Origin of the sequence: cf. Phormidesmis sp. LEGE 11477 (genome assembly GCF_015207105.1) — a bacterium.
Taxonomy (GTDB): domain Bacteria; phylum Cyanobacteriota; class Cyanobacteriia; order Phormidesmidales; family Phormidesmidaceae; genus Phormidesmis.
Window position 1 is genome coordinate 1 of record NZ_JADEXO010000133.1, and the last position, 15,019, is coordinate 15,019.

Genomic DNA, 15,019 nt, shown 5'->3' on the forward strand with positions numbered 1-15,019 from the left:
GTGTTATTGCCGCCAGTGCTAGGCGGAGTGATTGGCTATTTCACAAACGATATTGCCATCAAAATGCTGTTTCGTCCCTACGGGGCAAAGTATTTTTTGGGCAAGCGGCTGCCGTTTACGCCAGGTCTAATTCCGAGTAATCAGCAGCGGTTGGCAAAGAAGGTGTCGGATGTGATCATGCGATCGCTCCTCACCCCAGAAGAACTACAGCGACTTGCCCGTCGTCTGCTGCAGACAGAAAGAACCGAAAAAGCGATCTACTGGCTATTGCAGCTAGCGCTAGAGCAGGTACAGGGCAACACCCAAACTAAGACTGCCAAAATTGTCGGCAATATCCTGCAAGACATGGTGGGGCAGTCTTTACCTAGACTATTGCGCGTCTGGTCTCGGCGCGACGACTTTCTAGAAGCACAAATCAACCAAATTTTTGACCAGGTTCTACTCGACTTTCAGCTCGCAGAAGCGCAAGCTGCCCAGGTGTCTGACTGGATGGTCAATGGCGTCCTCCCACCTGATAGAGTTCGTCAGCTACTAGTAGACTTTCTGACTGACTACAATATTCAAGTAATTGATGAAACGCTGCGCGCCAAGACCAGCGGCACCTATTGGGTGGTGGCCAATATCTTTGGCGTGCGTAATGCACTTACTCGGCTGCGGGCAGTCTGCGTCGAAGAACCTGAAAAGAGCAACACCCGAATTGCCGAACTCACAGCCGCGCTGGGTGTCAAAGTTAGACTGCAAAGATGGCTTCAGCAGTTTTCTTTACAAGAACTTCCAGTAGCCACCGTCAGGCAGCTAAGACGAACCCTAAGGCAAACTATCAAGACCTACCTCAAAGAGAACGGCGCTGATCTTTTGCAGTCGCTAAGTACATCGATTAATTGGGAAAATCTGGCGCTTCAATTGCTAAACCGACTGCAATCTTCTGAAGTAATGACCAGTTCCTTGGGCTTGGTCAGCCAAGAGCTGGCGCTGATACTAGAGCGTTACCTAGAAAGGGATTTGGAATCTATCGTGATGCAGATTATTCCAATTCTCAATATCGATCAGGTGATTATTGACCGAGTGAATGCAACCTCGCCCAAGGAGTTAGAAGGGGCAATTCAAGGTATCGTGCGTAGTGAGCTGCAGGCGATTGTAAATCTGGGCGGCATTCTTGGATTTGTGATTGGTAGCTTTCAGGCAGGATTTTTGTTTTTACAGCGGTAGAAGCGGTAAAGCAAAAGAGGTGCAAGCACTCGCACCTCCAAAAAGTATCTCCGTTCAATTGACTAGGGGCTTAACTAGCGTCATGGCCTAGCGTCATGGCTCAGCCAAAGCGACCAGATACATAGTCGCGAGTGTATTCTTCTTTCGGGTTGCTGAAGATAGCTTCGGTCTTGTCATACTCTACGAGATAGCCCATTTTGCCGCCTTTGTCGGTGGCGATCGCGTTGAAAAAGGCCGTGCGGTCGGACACGCGAGAAGCTTGCTGCATATTGTGCGTCACAATCACAATGGTGTACTTCGACTTCAGATCGTGCATTAGCTCTTCTACTTTGATCGTCGAGATGGGGTCAAGCGCTGAACAGGGTTCGTCCATCAAGATGACTTCGGGTTCGATGGCGATCGCGCGTGCAATACAAAGCCGCTGCTGCTGCCCCCCAGAGAGCCCTAACCCGCTTTCTTTCAGCTTGTCTTTCACCTCATCCCACAGCGCCGCACCCCGCAAAGAGCGCTCTACTAGCTCATCGTAGTCACCCTGATAGCCATTGATCTTGGCCCCAAAAGTGATGTTGTCATAGATAGACTTAGGGAAAGGATTAGGCTTTTGGAACACCATGCCTACCCGGCGACGTAGCTCTACCGGATCGACTCGCTTACCGCTGATTTCCTCGCCATCGAATAGAATTCGACCCTCGACTTTGGCGATGGGAATGAGGTCATTCATGCGGTTGAAACAGCGCAGGATTGTACTCTTGCCACAGCCAGAAGGCCCGATGAATGCAACGATCTCATGCTCAGGAATATCGAGGTAGACATCTTTGACCGCTAGATTGCTGCCGTAGTAAACCGAAACCTTTTCAGCTTTGAGGGCGATGCTTTTAGACTCGGCAACAGCTGAGATCGAACTAGAAGGAGTAGGCGAAGCCATAATAAGAACCGGAATAAGAGACAGTAGTTAAAGAGATAGAGTGTTGAGACCAGAGCTCACAGACAAGAGCAGGTGAAAATAAGCAGGTTGAAAATATGAAACTCGATCTAAAGTTTCTCTTGCTGGAAGCGGTTACGTAGGTAGATCGCCAGTCCATTCATTACCAGCAAAGCGGCCATCAGCACGATGATGCCAGAGGCTGCGATGTAGTGAAACTCGTCTTGAGGGCGGCTAATCCAGTTGTATATCTGAATAGGCATCGCCGTAAATTGGCTGTTAAGACCCTCTGGCAAGAAGGAGATAAAGACGGCTGCACCCACCGCAATTAGTGAAGCTGTTTCTCCGATTGCCCGAGAGAGTGCCAAAATCATACCAGTGAGAATACCGGGCAGCGCTGCTGGTAGCACATGACTGCGAACGACCTGCCAGCGGGTCGCACCCAGGGCATAGCCCGCTAGGCGCAGGCTGTCAGGAATGGCCCGCAAAGCTTCCCGAGTGGCCACAATCACAATCGGTAAGATCAGCAGAGAAATTGTGAGGGAACCAGACAGTACGCTGCGGCCTCCGGTGATCGGCTCCATAATTCTGACAAAAACAGCTAGGCCCAGCAGTCCGTAGATGATAGAAGGCACACCCGCTAGGTTGCCAATGTTGATCTCTACAAACTGAGTGAACCAGTTGTCTTCAGCGAACTCTTCTAAATAAATACCAGCGCCTACACCAATTGGGAATGCAAAGAGCGCCACTAATCCCATCAGCCAGACAGTGCCTGCCAAAGCGGCAATGATACCTGCCCTCTCAGCTTTTCGAGAAGGAAAGCTAGTTATAAAATTCCAGTTGAGTGTGCCTAGGCCATCCATCAAGATAGTCAGCAACAACCAGGATAGGATAATAACCGATATAATCGTCGCGCCCCAGGCTGCGGCCTTGAATATCCGATCCATCATGTAGCGCCTGTTAAGATTAACTGCGAAGTTACTTTCTCGGGCGGCTTTCGGCGCGTTTTCTGGGGGGCGAGAGGAGATGTTTCTTTCCATTTCAACAACTTTAGCTCTGCGTCTGTAGGGTGATTTTGTTCTCTTTTTTCTCTTCTCTTGCGGTCTCTAGGTTCCGCTTTTCTAGATGATCTTTAGTCGTACTTCTCTCGGAAGCGGCGAACAAACCAGAAGCTGAAGATGTTCAGCGCAAAGGTCATTAAGAACAAAGTCATCCCGACAGCAAAAAGAGTCTTGTAAGCCGTTGTTCCATGAGGTGCATCGCCAGCGGTGATCTGCACGATGAAAGCTGTCATTGTCATCACAGGAACGAAAGGATTGAATCCTAGTGTGGGGTTCGCGCCCGCTGCGAGCGTTACGATCATGGTTTCACCCACCGCCCTTGATATCGCTAGGATCAAAGAAGAAACAATCCCCGAGACCGCCGCTGGCAGAATAACTGAAACAACCGTCTCTCGCTTGGTGGCACCGAGCGCGTAGGCTCCATCTTTGAGGCTGCGGGGAACCGAGTAAAGGGCATCCTCACTGAGAGAAGCTACTAGCGGCGTGATCATAACGCCTAGTACTAAGCCAGCGCTAAGCGCGTTGAAGCCTTGCAAGTTAGGCAAGAATGTCTGCAAGAAAGGCGTCACCGTTAAAAGCGCGAAGTAGCCATACACCACGGTAGGAACCCCAGCCAAAATCTCTAAGATCGGCTTAAGGATTTTTCGTACTCTAGGCGTTGCATATTCACTTAGGCAGACAGCAGAGAGTAAGCCTAGTGGCAGTGCCACTAAAACAGAAATTACCGCAATCATAACGGTGGCACTAATCAGTACGAAGATGCCAAACTGCTTACTTGCAAACAGCGGTGTCCAGCGGGTTTCGGTCAAAAACCGAATAATTGAAACCTCTTGAAAGAAGGCAATCGTCTCAAAGATGAGGGTCCCGAGGATGCCAATAGTCGTGAATATTGAGATAGCGGCAAATGCGCCGAAGATGATCTTGACAATGATCTGAACCATTTTGGCGCGATCGCGCTTCGGATTCCAGCTACCGGGTGCGATATCGCCTGTTACATCTGCCGTCATTGAAGAAACCTCAGGGCTACGTTAACTGCAACAAAAAATGGATAGTTGGAATAGAGTAGCTCTCTGTCCAACTATCCCTCATCAAATCAGAAAGTCTAGATAGGATCTTTACCCAACTTACCCTCTTCTACCCGTGACTTAGCTTGAGCTAGTGCGTCATCAGGCAGTGTGATGTAGCCAGCTTCTTGGACTAGCTCGCCGTTTTCAGTGCTTAGCTGATAGTCAACAAACGCCTTAACTTGAGGTTTGGTGTCGTAAGCCTCTTTCTTCACGTAGAAGTACAAGGGACGAGACATGGGGTTATAAGAACCATCTGCAATTGTCTCACGAGAAGGGGCTATGCATTCGCCCGCTTCGTTCTCGACCTCGATAGACTTGAGCTGATCTTGGTTCTCTTCGTAGTAGGCGTAGCCAAAGTAGCCTAAGCCACCGCTAGTAGACTCAACGCCAGTGACGATCACATTGTCATCTTCACTAGCGGTATAGTCGCCACGGCTAGCGCCTTCTTCACCGTTGACCTCATCAGTAAAGTAGTCAAAAGTGCCTGAGTCAGTACCTGGGCCAAACAGCTCTAGAGGCTCGTCAGGAAAAGAAGGATCGACCTGATTCCAGTTCTCGACAGAGCCCTCTGCCTCGGGGGACCACATAGCGTTTAGCTGATCAACTGTCAAGCACTGAGCCCAGTCATTTTCGGGGTTAGTTACTAGCGTGATACCGTCATAAGCAATGGGCACTTCGATAAATTCGATGCCAGCTTCATCACAGAGTGCAACCTCTTCTTCTTTGATCGGACGAGAAGCGTTTGAGATATCGGTTTCGCCCGCACAGAACTTTTTAAAGCCACCGCCAGAGCCAGAAACCCCTACGGTCACGCGAGTATCGGGGTTAGCGATTTGAAATTCCTCTGCCATCGCCTCGGAGATGGGGAATACGGTGCTAGAGCCATCGATTTGAATGTCTCCAGAAACGCCTGAACCTGCATCAGCGGCGGGCTCTTCTGTAGTAGCTGTTCCACCACAGGCAGCAAGGCTAACGCTCAGCGCTAGAATAGAAAGAGAATAAGCAAAGCGGGCTGGACGTGAGGCGGAATTCTTCTGGGTAAGACGTTGCATGGAACCTGTTACTCCTTTGATACTGATTGATTTCTGATACTGGTTGATGTTGATATCGATGCTGGCTCAATGCCGATACCGAGTTGATATTGAGCTCGGTATTGAACCGATTGATAAATGCCTGGTACGGGGGTCGGTGCGTATTGGCGGTGTGACCAATGGTTTACGATCGTTAAGCAGATACACAGTCGCATTTTGACTGAAAGCTATCGACAGAAAGTAAAGGGTAGGTTAAGGAATAGCGCCTCAAGAATTACATCTTTGTCATTCTTCTATGTATCCCAAGGCACTTTTTCTTCAAGCGTTTATTTAGCCCGGTTCACGTCTATGGGCCCGCTTCCAGATAGCTATTCACCCTGCTCTTAAGAGGCTTGCTATGTACGTTGTGATCTATGACGGCAACTGTAATCTGTGTGTGACGCTAGTACAGCTATTAGAAAAATTAGATCGCGGTCAGCAGTTTAGCTATGTGCCTATGCAGGATGAAAAGGCGCTAGCGAGCTTTGATGTGACAGCGGCTGACTGTGAGCTGGGGATGATACTGATCGCACCCAATACAGGAAAGTCGACATCTCAGCGCTGGCAAGGCAGCGACGCGGCTGAGGAGATTGGGCGCTTGCTGCCAATGGGAGATGTGTTTGTGCGGGCTTATCGATCGCTACCGGGTCTGAAGCTAGGCGGCGATCGCACCTACGAGTTTGTCAGGGACAACCGCTATCGGCTTTTTGGCAAAAGAGAGACGATCTATACTTCTAATGACTATGCGGCATGCGTCGATGACGCCTGTGAGCAATACTTCTCGAAGTAGAAATCTATAGCTGTGAAACTTGCGGCTCTAAAATCTACGACTCTAAAGCTATGGCCCTGAGAAAATTACTTTCTCCAAGTCGCTGCGGCTAAGAGAATATTTGAAACTGCGCTGAACTGTTTTGCCGTCACTGGTAGCGTAGTAGACCACTATCGAGTCAGCATCTAGAAGCAGTTCCGCAGTCCAGCCGGTACTCGAGAACCGCCACTGGCTGATATTATCGCTATCGCGGTGGCAGCCCTGCGTAGTCAGCCAGGTTTCGATATCGGGCAGGGGATGGTTGTAGAGAGGGGCAGTAGCAGGAGGCATTGAGTAGAAAATATGAATGATGAACGATGAATGATGAAGTTAGAGCGCTGAGTTGCTCTGAGTCAAGCCGATAGTGAAGACTAGGATCAGACAGCCGATGAAGGTGACGCCGAGAATGAAGAGGGCAAAGAGCTCACCAGCTGAGAGGGGGCGATCGGTCGGATCTAGGTAGGCGCTGGCCGTAGGATCGTAAGACTTTGGCGGAGGACCACCAGGCGCGTTGGCACTAAGGGGTCGCATTACAGAGAGACGAGAGTAGCCAATCTTATAGTCATAGCCAAGGCGCTTTTCGGGGCTGCTGAGGACGGCGTAGGCTTCGTTGAGTGCCTGAAACTTGCGGGTGGCGATCGCGCTTTCTAACTCGGTCGTATCGGGGTGGTAGAGCTTGCTTAAGTCGCGGTAGGCCCGGCGAATTTCTTGGACAGAGGCGTTGGGGCGCAGTCCAAGGAGATCGTAGTAAGAGCGAGGCGGCAAAGGCTTGGGAGCTGAACTGGGACCTGAATTGGGGACTGAATTTGGGTCTGACATTGCTTGGAATCAGGGCGTTTTCTAGGCTTGGGCAAGGTCGTAGGTCGGATTGTAGTGGGTGCGAGTCAGCCGGATCTGGGCGATCGCAAATACAACTGGAATTACCCGGCCATAGTTGGTAGCAACTGCTCGCCAGCCTAGATCAGCGAGAAACCAGGTCCAAAGCGCTGGTCCTAGGAAGGAGAGTAGCCCTCTAGTCGCACCGTAGCGCGCTGAGGTCGTGACCATGCTACGAGTAGCAAGATGGGCAGCGGCTCGTGACTGCACCTGGGCAGCGGCACTGAGGCCACCTTTGACCAGCGTCTGCTTGGCGATTTGGTAGCGAGCTAGATGCAGAGCAAACTGCCGAGCAATTTGCTTTAGTAGCCAAGGACGAACTAGGGTGCTAAGTGCTAGGGCACCGCCGCCTTTGGCAAATAGCGCTAGCGGATTTTTTTGGAGGGTGTCTGGCAGGCGCTCAAATTCTGTGGTGTTAACAATTGCCTTATGTAGATCTTGAGTAACTTTCTGCTGCTCGCTTGGTGGTAGCTGCTGCCAGGTTTTTTCTAACAAGACTAGAAAAACTTCAGACTCTAGATCTGCGGTGGGCAAATTGTCGTAGCGACGCATCTTCAGATAGCGACATACCTGTAGCAACGCCTGTCGGTAGCTGACTTGCTGAGTCCGATTTTGCAAAACGGTTAGGCCATCAGCAGCGAGATAGCGAAAGCGATGTTCGAGCAGGGCGATCTGAGCTAGGCGATCGCGCTTGGTGACATCTGCTAGCTGCGGCGTATACAGATAATCTAACGGGTTGAACTTAGGCTGAAAGAGCAGTTGAGCGATGGCATGTAGTTCATCGTCGGTGGCCAGCTCTAGGCCGCTTCTTAATTCATCCACTCGCTTCGCCTGCTGTGTCTCTAACATGCTTTTTACTTTACTTTAAGTATAAGAGGTTGGTGAATTATGTGGGATGTAGCCATTATCGGAGCGGGCTTGACTGGGCTAACCTGTGCGCGGCAGCTCAAGGCAGCGGGCTTAACGGTCTGCGTGCTAGACAAATCACGCGGGCTAGGCGGGCGCATGGCGACGCGGCGAGTAGAGACTCAAGACTATGGACGAGCCCACCAGCTAGTCCGCGTAGATCACGGATTGCGATACTGGCAGCCCGCAGCGGCCTTACAGCCTTTGACAGATGAACTAATCGCTGCCAATGTGCTGCGGCCATGGAACGTCAGCGCTTATGAACTGCACAAAAACGATGTGCTAGTGCCGATAGAAAGCCAGAGAGTCTACGCCGTCGAAGCCGGCATGAGCGCAGTTGCCAAACACCTAGCGAGTGGTTTAATTCCAGATGAGACCCTGCTGAGCGACCACCGAGCGATCGCACTGACGCCGGACGGCAATGGTTGGCGAATTGAATGCGAAGATCAAAAAGTCGTGATGGCGCAGCGGTGTGCGATCGCCATTCCCGCCTCTCAGGCCGCAGACCTACTTGAAGCCCGTCTAGAAAATACCTACGAGATCACGTCGCTATCCGATAGCTTGAACAAGCTTAGGACAGCCGAATACGATCCGTGCCTAACAGTAATCGCTGGGTACGGCAGCCAAACAGACATGGGCAAGCTCGATCCCAACGGCTGGATGGTCACTGATATTGCCGGTAGCTCAACCGACTGGGCAGCGCTCGATAGCAGCAAAAGAGACAATCCGGTAGAGACAGTCATCGTCATCCACAGCAAACCTGCCTTTGCACAACGCTATATCGACACTAGTGACCTACAGCCAGCCGCTTCCGTTTTGCTGCGAGCCAACGCCCGTAAATTTTGCGCTTGGATAGCTCAACCCGAATGGTTTCAAATTCACCGATGGCGCTACGCCCAAGTCAGAAGAGCCTATTTAGAACCATTCGTAGCGCTCACCCCCTCCTTAGTGGCCGGCGGTGATTGGTGTTCGTCACCTGCGGCTGCTTCACCTAATTCTTCTAACTCACGCCATATCGAAGCCGCCTATCTATCGGGGCTGGCAATGGCCGAAGCTCTGCAAAGAAAGGTCTCCTATAATTTAGACAAAGACTAGTCACTTAAACAGAAGACCAACACACAGAAGAGCGACGAACAAAAGACGAGATACCGAAGCGCACAAGCGAAACGTCCATCCGATATACCTCACCGCTATGGCAGATGCAGCCGTTCAATCTACAGAGTTTCCCCGTGACCTTCCCGAAGGGCCTTTACCCGATCACACACAGCTCCCTGAATCAGACGGGACATTTGTGAAAAACTTTCAAGAGCATCCCCAGAGTATGCTGTTGACTAGTTCGATTCAGCCCTTGCTCGATCGGCGTCACCCAAATGGAAACTACGCTATCGGTCAAGACTGTGGCATCTACTGGCGGCAAGCCGATCCACCTGAGAAAGGGGCAGAAGCCCCCGATTGGTTTTATGTCCCTGATGTGCCGCCGCTTTTGGACGGTAAAATTCGCCGCTCTTACGTGATGTGGCAAGAGTACATCCCGCCGCTGATCGCGCTAGAGTTTGCTAGTGGCAACGGCAGCGAAGAAAGAGATCGAACGCCGCTATTAAGGACAGATAGCGGTAAGCTCACAAAACCCGGAAAGTTCTGGGTGTATGAGACGGTGATTCGCATCCCTTATTACGCTATCTACGAAATTAAGACGGCCAACCTAGAGGTCTATCGTCTGTCAGACATGACATACCAAAGGCTGGAGCCAAATGCTCGCGGTCGATATGAGATTGGCTCCTTAGGCGTAGAGCTAGGCGTGTGGAGAGGCCGGTACATATTGCCAGACGAGCAGTCTTGGCTTCGCTGGTGGGATCGGCATGGGCAGATGATGCCCTCTGGTGAAGAGCGAGCTGAGCAGGAAAGTTTGAGAGCTGAGCAGGAAAGTTTGAGAGCTGAGCAGGAAAGTTTGAGGGCTGAGCGTTTGGCCCAAAAGCTAAGAGAGCTAGGCGTTGATCCTGATGAAATCTAGTAGACCGCCAACGATGAAGGCTTAAGCTTTTAGGAATGATTTGCCAGAAATCGTGCTTTTGCGTTTGAAATAGGTGACAATGCCTTTTTTGCTAGATTTCATGCAAGCTGAATTTCATGCGAACTGATAGATCGGTGTGGGTGCGATCGCTTCTCTCTTTGATCAAACGCACAGGAATTTTCTGCGTAGCGGTACTGGCGATCGCCTTGGCAATAGGGCCGCTACGAGCGTCACTCATATCCCCTACTGACGGCCAGTCTCTACGCAGTGCCCAGCTAACGGCATTGGAGTCGTCGCCGCTAGACTCAGAAGTGCGAGGGGTGTGGATCACTAACGTGGCTAGCAGCGTTTTATTCACGCCGTGGGGAATTGCCAGAACGATTGAGCAGCTAGCGGACATGCAGTTCAACACGGTCTATCCGGTGGTTTGGAATCGGGGACAGACCTTCTATCACAGCGACAGAATTAAAGAGATTACGCAGCGAGATATTTCGCCGTTGGTGGGGCTGCTGCATCCTCAAGAAGATCCGCTGGCGGAAATGGTCAGGCGCGGACATCAAAAGGGAATGCGGGTGATTCCTTGGTTTGAATACGGCTTTATGGTGCCATTGCAGTCGCGGCTAGCAAAAGCGCATCCCGACTGGCTGACGGCTAGGGAGAATGGCACGCTGCGACTAGGCGAAGATGCTTTGGCGGGTGGATTGGTTGGAGAAACGGCAGAACCCGACGATGCCGCTGCTAGAACGAGAGGGCTCAACCGACTGCTAAAGAGCGGTGCGCCAACAGAGCTAGGTTGGCTAAATCCGCTACATCCCAGCGTGCAGGCTCTGATTCTAGATCTAGTGGACGAGGTAGTGAGTAACTACGGCGTAGACGGCATTCAGTTTGACGATCATTTCAGTTTGCCAGTGGAGTTTGGCTATGATGCGTTCACCGTTGCCCTGTATGGCGCAGAGCACGGCGGTCAGCTACCACCTGTGGACTTTGCCGATCAGGACTGGCTGCGCTGGCGAGCTGGCAAGCTTAGCAGTTTTGTGAAAATTTTGCACGAGCGGGTGAAAGAAACCTGTCCGAGCTGTGTGTTTTCGCTCTCGCCTAATCCAGCGAGCTATGCGTATGAGTACTACGCGCAGGATTGGGGAACCTGGGTGGAAAATGAATGGCTAGACGAGCTGGTAGTGCAGGTCTATCGGAATGATCTAAACCAGTTTGCCGCAGAGCTGGCTAAAAACACGCTGCAGTCTGTGCGCGATCGCATCCCCGTCAGCATTGGCATCCTTACGGGCACTTGGAGCAGTCCGATTGCCTTTGAGCAGATCAAAGCGCAGGTGGTTAGCAGCCGAGACCACCATTTTTCTGGCGTGTCGTTTTTCTATTGGGATACGCTGTGGAGCTACTTTACACCAGAGTCGCCTCAGCAGCGCCGACAGAATTTTCGTGAGCTACTTCAGGAGGCAGACACGATATGACTGTGGGTAAGTGGGTGGTAGAAAGATGGTCAGCAGAGCGGCGATCGCTCGAAAGAAGGGCTGTCAAACAAAGAGCGGCGCTGAAGGGCGATGAGCTAACGCTGTGGCTGAGTTGGACGGGGCTGACCTGGTTTGCTTTTCTGAGTAGTTTGCTGTTTGTAGAAGTCGGTGAACGGATCGATCTATCTCTCGGTGAAGGGGTAATTGGCGGGGGGCTAGTAGGACTGGCGCAGTCTCTGGTGCTGCGGCCCTATATGCCGGGTGCCTATCGGTGGCTAATGGCGAGCTTGATCAGCTGGGCAGCGCTGATGCTGTTTCATATCGGTGCGCTGGGCTGGATGGCTCCGGCTACGCTGAGTCTGCCGCTGCGAGGTGGATTTGGCCTTCTGCAGGGGGCCTATGTTGGCCTGGGCCTAGGGATGGGACAGTGGCTGGCGATGCGACGACAGGTGGTGATGGCGTGGCGGTGGGTGCCGATCAGCGGGATGATCTGGGCGGTGGCGATCGCACTGGGCTGGGTAATCGGCGGCGGCCTGCGGATGAGCAGCGGTCTGTTTGTGAGCGAAGTGGTTGGTTTAGCGGTGGCTTGGGGGGCGATCGCGGCGCTGTCTGGACTAGGAATAGTGTTGCTGCTAAGAGCGACCCCGGCTGAAAAGGCATCGGGGACTAAGAAGATTGACAGCCACAGAAAACTGGCGGCTACGAAGATAACCGAGCATTCGCTTCAGAAACCTTGAAGGCATCTGGATCAAAGCTGCCATAGCGATCGATTAGCTCTAGATAGTCTGGATCTTCTATGTCTTCTAATCTGGCCAGGAGTTCGTCGTAGCCCCAAACGCCGCCTGATCCTTCTGGTGGACAGGCTGACTCACCGCCGATGCAAATAGGCAAGGCAGATAATTCCTGCGGCGCATCTGCTGCTAGTGTTTCTAGTTCTATCCGGTGCAGCCAGCCGCTTTTGGCATCGTAGTTATAGTACAGCGGCTGGTTAGGGGCTGTGTCACTAGCGAATACTTTGGCCAAGGTTTCTACGGGATCGAGTAGATGCTTTTGATCTATCCCCAGACGAAACTGATAGGCATGCAGATCCTCCCAGCCCATCGTCTGCTGAATAGTTCTGTGTAGCTCGGCTAGCGTTGTTTTTGAGGCAACAATCACGCGCCGCCAAATTCCTGGCTCACTATCGGCTAGGGTGATTTTGAGCTGATAGGCTGCTGTTTGACTCACTATTGCCCCTGCTGGCACTTTGTCGTCTTGCACTTTGCCTTGCACTTTAGAGGGCCTCGCCGTGTTCGCTGAGCCAGTCTTCACCGAGCTGAATGGTGATGTCTGAATTGAGATCGCCTGTGCTTTCTACCCAAACTTCACCCACGCCTAGAAACTGCTGAATAGCTCTGGCGCTGGCCACATCGCCGCGCTGGGCGACGATCTTCGTTGTGCTGAGGGGCGATCGCAATGAGCGGGCGATCGCTACGTTCATATAGCCAGTATCGTACAGATTATCGGCTAGCGACTGCACAGCCACGTCATCATAGGTGCCGTCTTGGATGGCGATTCGTAGATAAGACGGATCGATCTGCTCTGAGATGCTGTAGGTGTTGGACAGGCCAAAGTACTGGTCGGCCAAGACATCGATTTCTGAGTAATTTGGAATCCAGTAGCTGAGGTCGTAGTCGTCGTAGCTGCTAAAGCTACCGGGCAGCATTAGCATTTGAACGTTGGCTCGATCGGTCTGGGCACCGTAGCCGACGAGGGCAACTAGCTCTTCGACTGAAAGGTTGGTATCTACGTTGGACTGAATGACAGAGAGGATTTTAGGCAGACGGGCGATGGTTGTGGGATTGAGGGCTTGCTGGGCAAGCGATCGCATGAATAGTTGCTGCCTTTGCACCCGGCCAATATCGCCATTGTCGTCATAGCGAAACCGCAAGAACTGCAGTGCCTGATCGCCGTCTAATCGCTGTTTGCCTGCCTTGAGGTTGATATAGAGGTGCTGACTGTCATCTTGATACTTCATATCCTTAGGCACATTGACCTCAACGCCGCCGATAGCGTCAATCAGCTTTTCGACGCCCTGCACATTGATCCGCACATAGCGATCAATACTGACGCCGCCCAGCAGTTCACTCACAGACTGAGCGCTAAGTGCTGGCCCACCCTGGCGATTAGCCTCATTGATTTTGGTGACGGCCCCATTAACATTCGTGCGAGTATCGCGGGGAACCGACAGTACCGATACGCTTTCATTGCTAGGGTCAAACCGCAGCAGCAGCATCGTATCTGACAAGCCCTCAAAAGAATTGACTAAAGCGTCGTAGCCATCTTCGTAAATAGCGTCGTAGTCATTAAGATCAGAGCTGGTAACCTTGATGCCTAGCAGCAATATGTTGACCGGGCGGGTGAGGCGCGGCAACCGTAGATTGCTACCCGTTGCGATCGGGTCATCACTGGTAAAAATAGCCGCTTCTTCCGCTGAGAGATCGCTTTGCTGAAGGGGCGTGGTCTCAAGCGAAATCGCTAGCAGTGCGCCTGCCACCATAGAAAAACTAGTCACCCCACCTAGTAGGACGCTGATACCCACCCAACGAGGCAGTCGAAATTGCTTTTTAGGCATTTTTGGTTTGTATGACCCTGACTGGTTTGACAACTTCTTTTTGGGCACAAAGTTCATGAACGACAAGATGAACCTCAGTGTGAAATGTTAGGCGTGGTTTGCACAATGGCCGAGAGGACGAAAGAAAGATTGGGTAGCTGCGTTAGGGAATAGGTTAGCTGAAATCTGACGATCTACGAAATTTGGATGGTGTTGCGACCGGATGAACGTTTGGGCTAGTTCAAACGCGGCAAAAGCGCTAGGGCAGTCGGCGGCTAAGCTGACTAAGGCCAGGGAGACGAACGGACTGATCCTTGGCGATACGAAACATCAAGGTGAGGCTGAGTAGAAAGTAGCCGGAGCCGACAAAGCTGCTGGTCAGCAGAAAACGCAGGTGGTTAATTTGGCTGGTCTGGGCATGAGCACCTATATTCAGACAGGCGATCGCGCCAACGCAGCTCAGCCCCAGTATCACCGATAGCCGACTTACCGACCTAACCGATGCCGCGTCAAACGCCTCCTCGGTCATCTTCTCGGTAGCCCCTTCTGGTTCTTCAACAGCTAAAGTTGATTTTCCGTAAAGCGACCATAAAGAAAGCATGACGCCAAAGACGGGTACCAAATGGAGATATAGCCGCAGCTTTTGAAGCTGTGATCTGTGAAGCTGTGACCTTTGGATCGAAGGAGCCATAGAGTGCGTTGAGCAACGTTGATACTTCCGCTCATAACGACATAAACACATCAAGAATTGTCGTTATAAAGATGGATAGGCTTATGAATCCCAGAACCCGAAGGAAGTAACAGCGCTGCGAAGAGGTCTATTAATATCGACTTCTACAGAGATATTTCTTTATTGAACAAAGCTAAAGCAGTCTGCTGAGTACATTTAGCAAACTGCTTTACCAAGTTGATCCTAGTGCGGTACCAGGAATCGCGGTGAGACTAAGATGTCGCTAGGTTAACGTCAGTTCGAGTTAAGTAATTCACTAACTGATCGTCGCCTGAGGTAGATCCCCTCCCTCGGAGG

The 15,019-nt window shown here is 51.6% G+C and carries 16 protein-coding genes; 6 read left to right on the forward strand and 10 right to left on the reverse strand.

Annotated elements, in window-relative coordinates; genetic code table 11:
• The coding region (locus IQ256_RS24865) for a DUF445 domain-containing protein (RefSeq protein WP_228025247.1) at positions 1–1,209 on the forward strand (1,209 nt) is incomplete at its 5' end.
• Positions 1,210–1,309: 100 nt separating this feature from the next.
• On the opposite strand, the gene pstB is transcribed toward IQ256_RS24865, so the two are convergent.
• The 4 genes from pstB to IQ256_RS24885 all read right to left on the reverse strand — a co-directional run bounded on the left by pstB (position 1,310) and on the right by IQ256_RS24885 (position 5,311).
• The gene (pstB, locus tag IQ256_RS24870; RefSeq protein ID WP_193858384.1) at positions 1,310–2,134 is read right to left on the reverse strand and encodes a phosphate ABC transporter ATP-binding protein PstB; all 825 of its coding nucleotides are present in this window, start codon (positions 2,132–2,134) and stop codon (positions 1,310–1,312) included.
• A gap of 107 nt (positions 2,135–2,241) precedes the next feature.
• On the reverse strand, positions 2,242–3,171 hold the full coding sequence (gene pstA, locus IQ256_RS24875) for a phosphate ABC transporter permease PstA (protein ID WP_193858385.1): 930 nt from the start codon (positions 3,169–3,171) through the stop codon (positions 2,242–2,244).
• Positions 3,172–3,263: 92 nt separating this feature from the next.
• On the reverse strand, positions 3,264–4,199 hold the full coding sequence (gene pstC / locus IQ256_RS24880) for a phosphate ABC transporter permease subunit PstC (protein ID WP_193858386.1): 936 nt from the start codon (positions 4,197–4,199) through the stop codon (positions 3,264–3,266).
• 95 nt (positions 4,200–4,294) lie between these two features.
• Positions 4,295–5,311, reverse strand: a complete 1,017-nt coding sequence (locus IQ256_RS24885; RefSeq protein WP_193858387.1) for a PstS family phosphate ABC transporter substrate-binding protein — start codon at positions 5,309–5,311, stop codon at positions 4,295–4,297.
• Between the two features lie 376 nt (positions 5,312–5,687).
• Between IQ256_RS24885 and IQ256_RS24890 the strand changes: the two genes are divergently transcribed.
• Positions 5,688–6,119, forward strand: a complete 432-nt coding sequence (locus IQ256_RS24890) for a thiol-disulfide oxidoreductase DCC family protein (RefSeq protein WP_193858388.1) — start codon at positions 5,688–5,690, stop codon at positions 6,117–6,119.
• A 48-nt stretch (positions 6,120–6,167) separates the two neighbouring features.
• Here the strand turns inward: IQ256_RS24890 and IQ256_RS24895 are convergent, their stop codons facing one another.
• From IQ256_RS24895 to IQ256_RS24905, 3 genes are read right to left on the reverse strand one after another with little or no spacing between them, the layout of a single operon-like run.
• A complete protein-coding gene (locus IQ256_RS24895) occupies positions 6,168–6,428 on the reverse strand; it encodes a DUF3143 domain-containing protein (protein ID WP_193858389.1) in 261 nt (86 codons plus the stop codon).
• A 39-nt stretch (positions 6,429–6,467) separates the two neighbouring features.
• Positions 6,468–6,956, reverse strand: a complete 489-nt coding sequence (locus tag IQ256_RS24900) for a J domain-containing protein (RefSeq protein WP_228025248.1) — start codon at positions 6,954–6,956, stop codon at positions 6,468–6,470.
• A gap of 21 nt (positions 6,957–6,977) precedes the next feature.
• The gene (locus tag IQ256_RS24905; protein WP_228025249.1) at positions 6,978–7,862 is read right to left on the reverse strand and encodes a YaaW family protein; all 885 of its coding nucleotides are present in this window, start codon (positions 7,860–7,862) and stop codon (positions 6,978–6,980) included.
• A 39-nt stretch (positions 7,863–7,901) separates the two neighbouring features.
• Between IQ256_RS24905 and IQ256_RS24910 the strand changes: the two genes are divergently transcribed.
• From IQ256_RS24910 to IQ256_RS24925, 4 genes are all read left to right on the forward strand, one after another.
• Positions 7,902–9,014: an NAD(P)/FAD-dependent oxidoreductase gene (locus IQ256_RS24910; protein ID WP_193858390.1), complete on the forward strand. Its 1,113-nt coding sequence runs from the start codon at positions 7,902–7,904 to the stop codon at positions 9,012–9,014.
• A 97-nt stretch (positions 9,015–9,111) separates the two neighbouring features.
• Positions 9,112–9,930, forward strand: coding sequence for a Uma2 family endonuclease (locus IQ256_RS24915; protein ID WP_193858391.1), 819 nt, complete (start codon positions 9,112–9,114; stop codon positions 9,928–9,930).
• A 116-nt stretch (positions 9,931–10,046) separates the two neighbouring features.
• A complete protein-coding gene (locus IQ256_RS24920) occupies positions 10,047–11,399 on the forward strand; it encodes a glycoside hydrolase family 10 protein (RefSeq protein WP_193858392.1) in 1,353 nt (450 codons plus the stop codon).
• Entirely contained in the window at positions 11,396–12,136 is a 741-nt protein-coding gene (locus IQ256_RS24925) for a hypothetical protein (RefSeq protein ID WP_193858393.1), read from the forward strand. The genes IQ256_RS24920 and IQ256_RS24925 overlap by 4 nt, the downstream gene beginning before the upstream one ends.
• On the opposite strand, the gene IQ256_RS24930 is transcribed toward IQ256_RS24925, so the two are convergent.
• The 3 genes from IQ256_RS24930 to IQ256_RS24940 all read right to left on the reverse strand — a co-directional run bounded on the left by IQ256_RS24930 (position 12,099) and on the right by IQ256_RS24940 (position 14,683).
• Positions 12,099–12,671, reverse strand: coding sequence for a plasmid pRiA4b ORF-3 family protein (locus IQ256_RS24930; protein WP_193858394.1), 573 nt, complete (start codon positions 12,669–12,671; stop codon positions 12,099–12,101). The genes IQ256_RS24925 and IQ256_RS24930 overlap by 38 nt on opposite strands.
• 1 nt (position 12,672) lies before the next feature.
• Complete coding sequence (locus IQ256_RS24935) at positions 12,673–14,013, reverse strand: LCP family protein (RefSeq protein ID WP_193858395.1); 1,341 nt, start codon at positions 14,011–14,013, stop codon at positions 12,673–12,675.
• A 238-nt stretch (positions 14,014–14,251) separates the two neighbouring features.
• Entirely contained in the window at positions 14,252–14,683 is a 432-nt protein-coding gene (locus tag IQ256_RS24940) for a hypothetical protein (protein WP_193858396.1), read from the reverse strand.
• Positions 14,684–15,019 lie beyond the last annotated feature (336 nt).

Excerpts from the sequence above, each read along its gene's own strand:
- pstB (WP_193858384.1), bottom strand. The coding sequence starts at position 2,134 with ATGGCTTCGCCTACTCCTTCTAGTTCGATCTCAGCTGTTGCCGAGTCT.
- pstA (WP_193858385.1), bottom strand. The coding sequence starts at position 3,171 with ATGGAAAGAAACATCTCCTCTCGCCCCCCAGAAAACGCGCCGAAAGCC.
- pstC (WP_193858386.1), bottom strand. The coding sequence starts at position 4,199 with ATGACGGCAGATGTAACAGGCGATATCGCACCCGGTAGCTGGAATCCG.
- IQ256_RS24885 (WP_193858387.1), bottom strand. The coding sequence starts at position 5,311 with ATGCAACGTCTTACCCAGAAGAATTCCGCCTCACGTCCAGCCCGCTTT.
- IQ256_RS24890 (WP_193858388.1), top strand. The coding sequence starts at position 5,688 with ATGTACGTTGTGATCTATGACGGCAACTGTAATCTGTGTGTGACGCTA.
- IQ256_RS24895 (WP_193858389.1), bottom strand. The coding sequence starts at position 6,428 with ATGCCTCCTGCTACTGCCCCTCTCTACAACCATCCCCTGCCCGATATC.
- IQ256_RS24900 (WP_228025248.1), bottom strand. The coding sequence starts at position 6,956 with ATGTCAGACCCAAATTCAGTCCCCAATTCAGGTCCCAGTTCAGCTCCC.
- IQ256_RS24905 (WP_228025249.1), bottom strand. The coding sequence starts at position 7,862 with ATGTTAGAGACACAGCAGGCGAAGCGAGTGGATGAATTAAGAAGCGGC.
- IQ256_RS24910 (WP_193858390.1), top strand. The coding sequence starts at position 7,902 with ATGTGGGATGTAGCCATTATCGGAGCGGGCTTGACTGGGCTAACCTGT.
- IQ256_RS24915 (WP_193858391.1), top strand. The coding sequence starts at position 9,112 with ATGGCAGATGCAGCCGTTCAATCTACAGAGTTTCCCCGTGACCTTCCC.
- IQ256_RS24920 (WP_193858392.1), top strand. The coding sequence starts at position 10,047 with ATGCGAACTGATAGATCGGTGTGGGTGCGATCGCTTCTCTCTTTGATC.
- IQ256_RS24925 (WP_193858393.1), top strand. The coding sequence starts at position 11,396 with ATGACTGTGGGTAAGTGGGTGGTAGAAAGATGGTCAGCAGAGCGGCGA.
- IQ256_RS24935 (WP_193858395.1), bottom strand. The coding sequence starts at position 14,013 with ATGCCTAAAAAGCAATTTCGACTGCCTCGTTGGGTGGGTATCAGCGTC.
- IQ256_RS24940 (WP_193858396.1), bottom strand. The coding sequence starts at position 14,683 with ATGGCTCCTTCGATCCAAAGGTCACAGCTTCACAGATCACAGCTTCAA.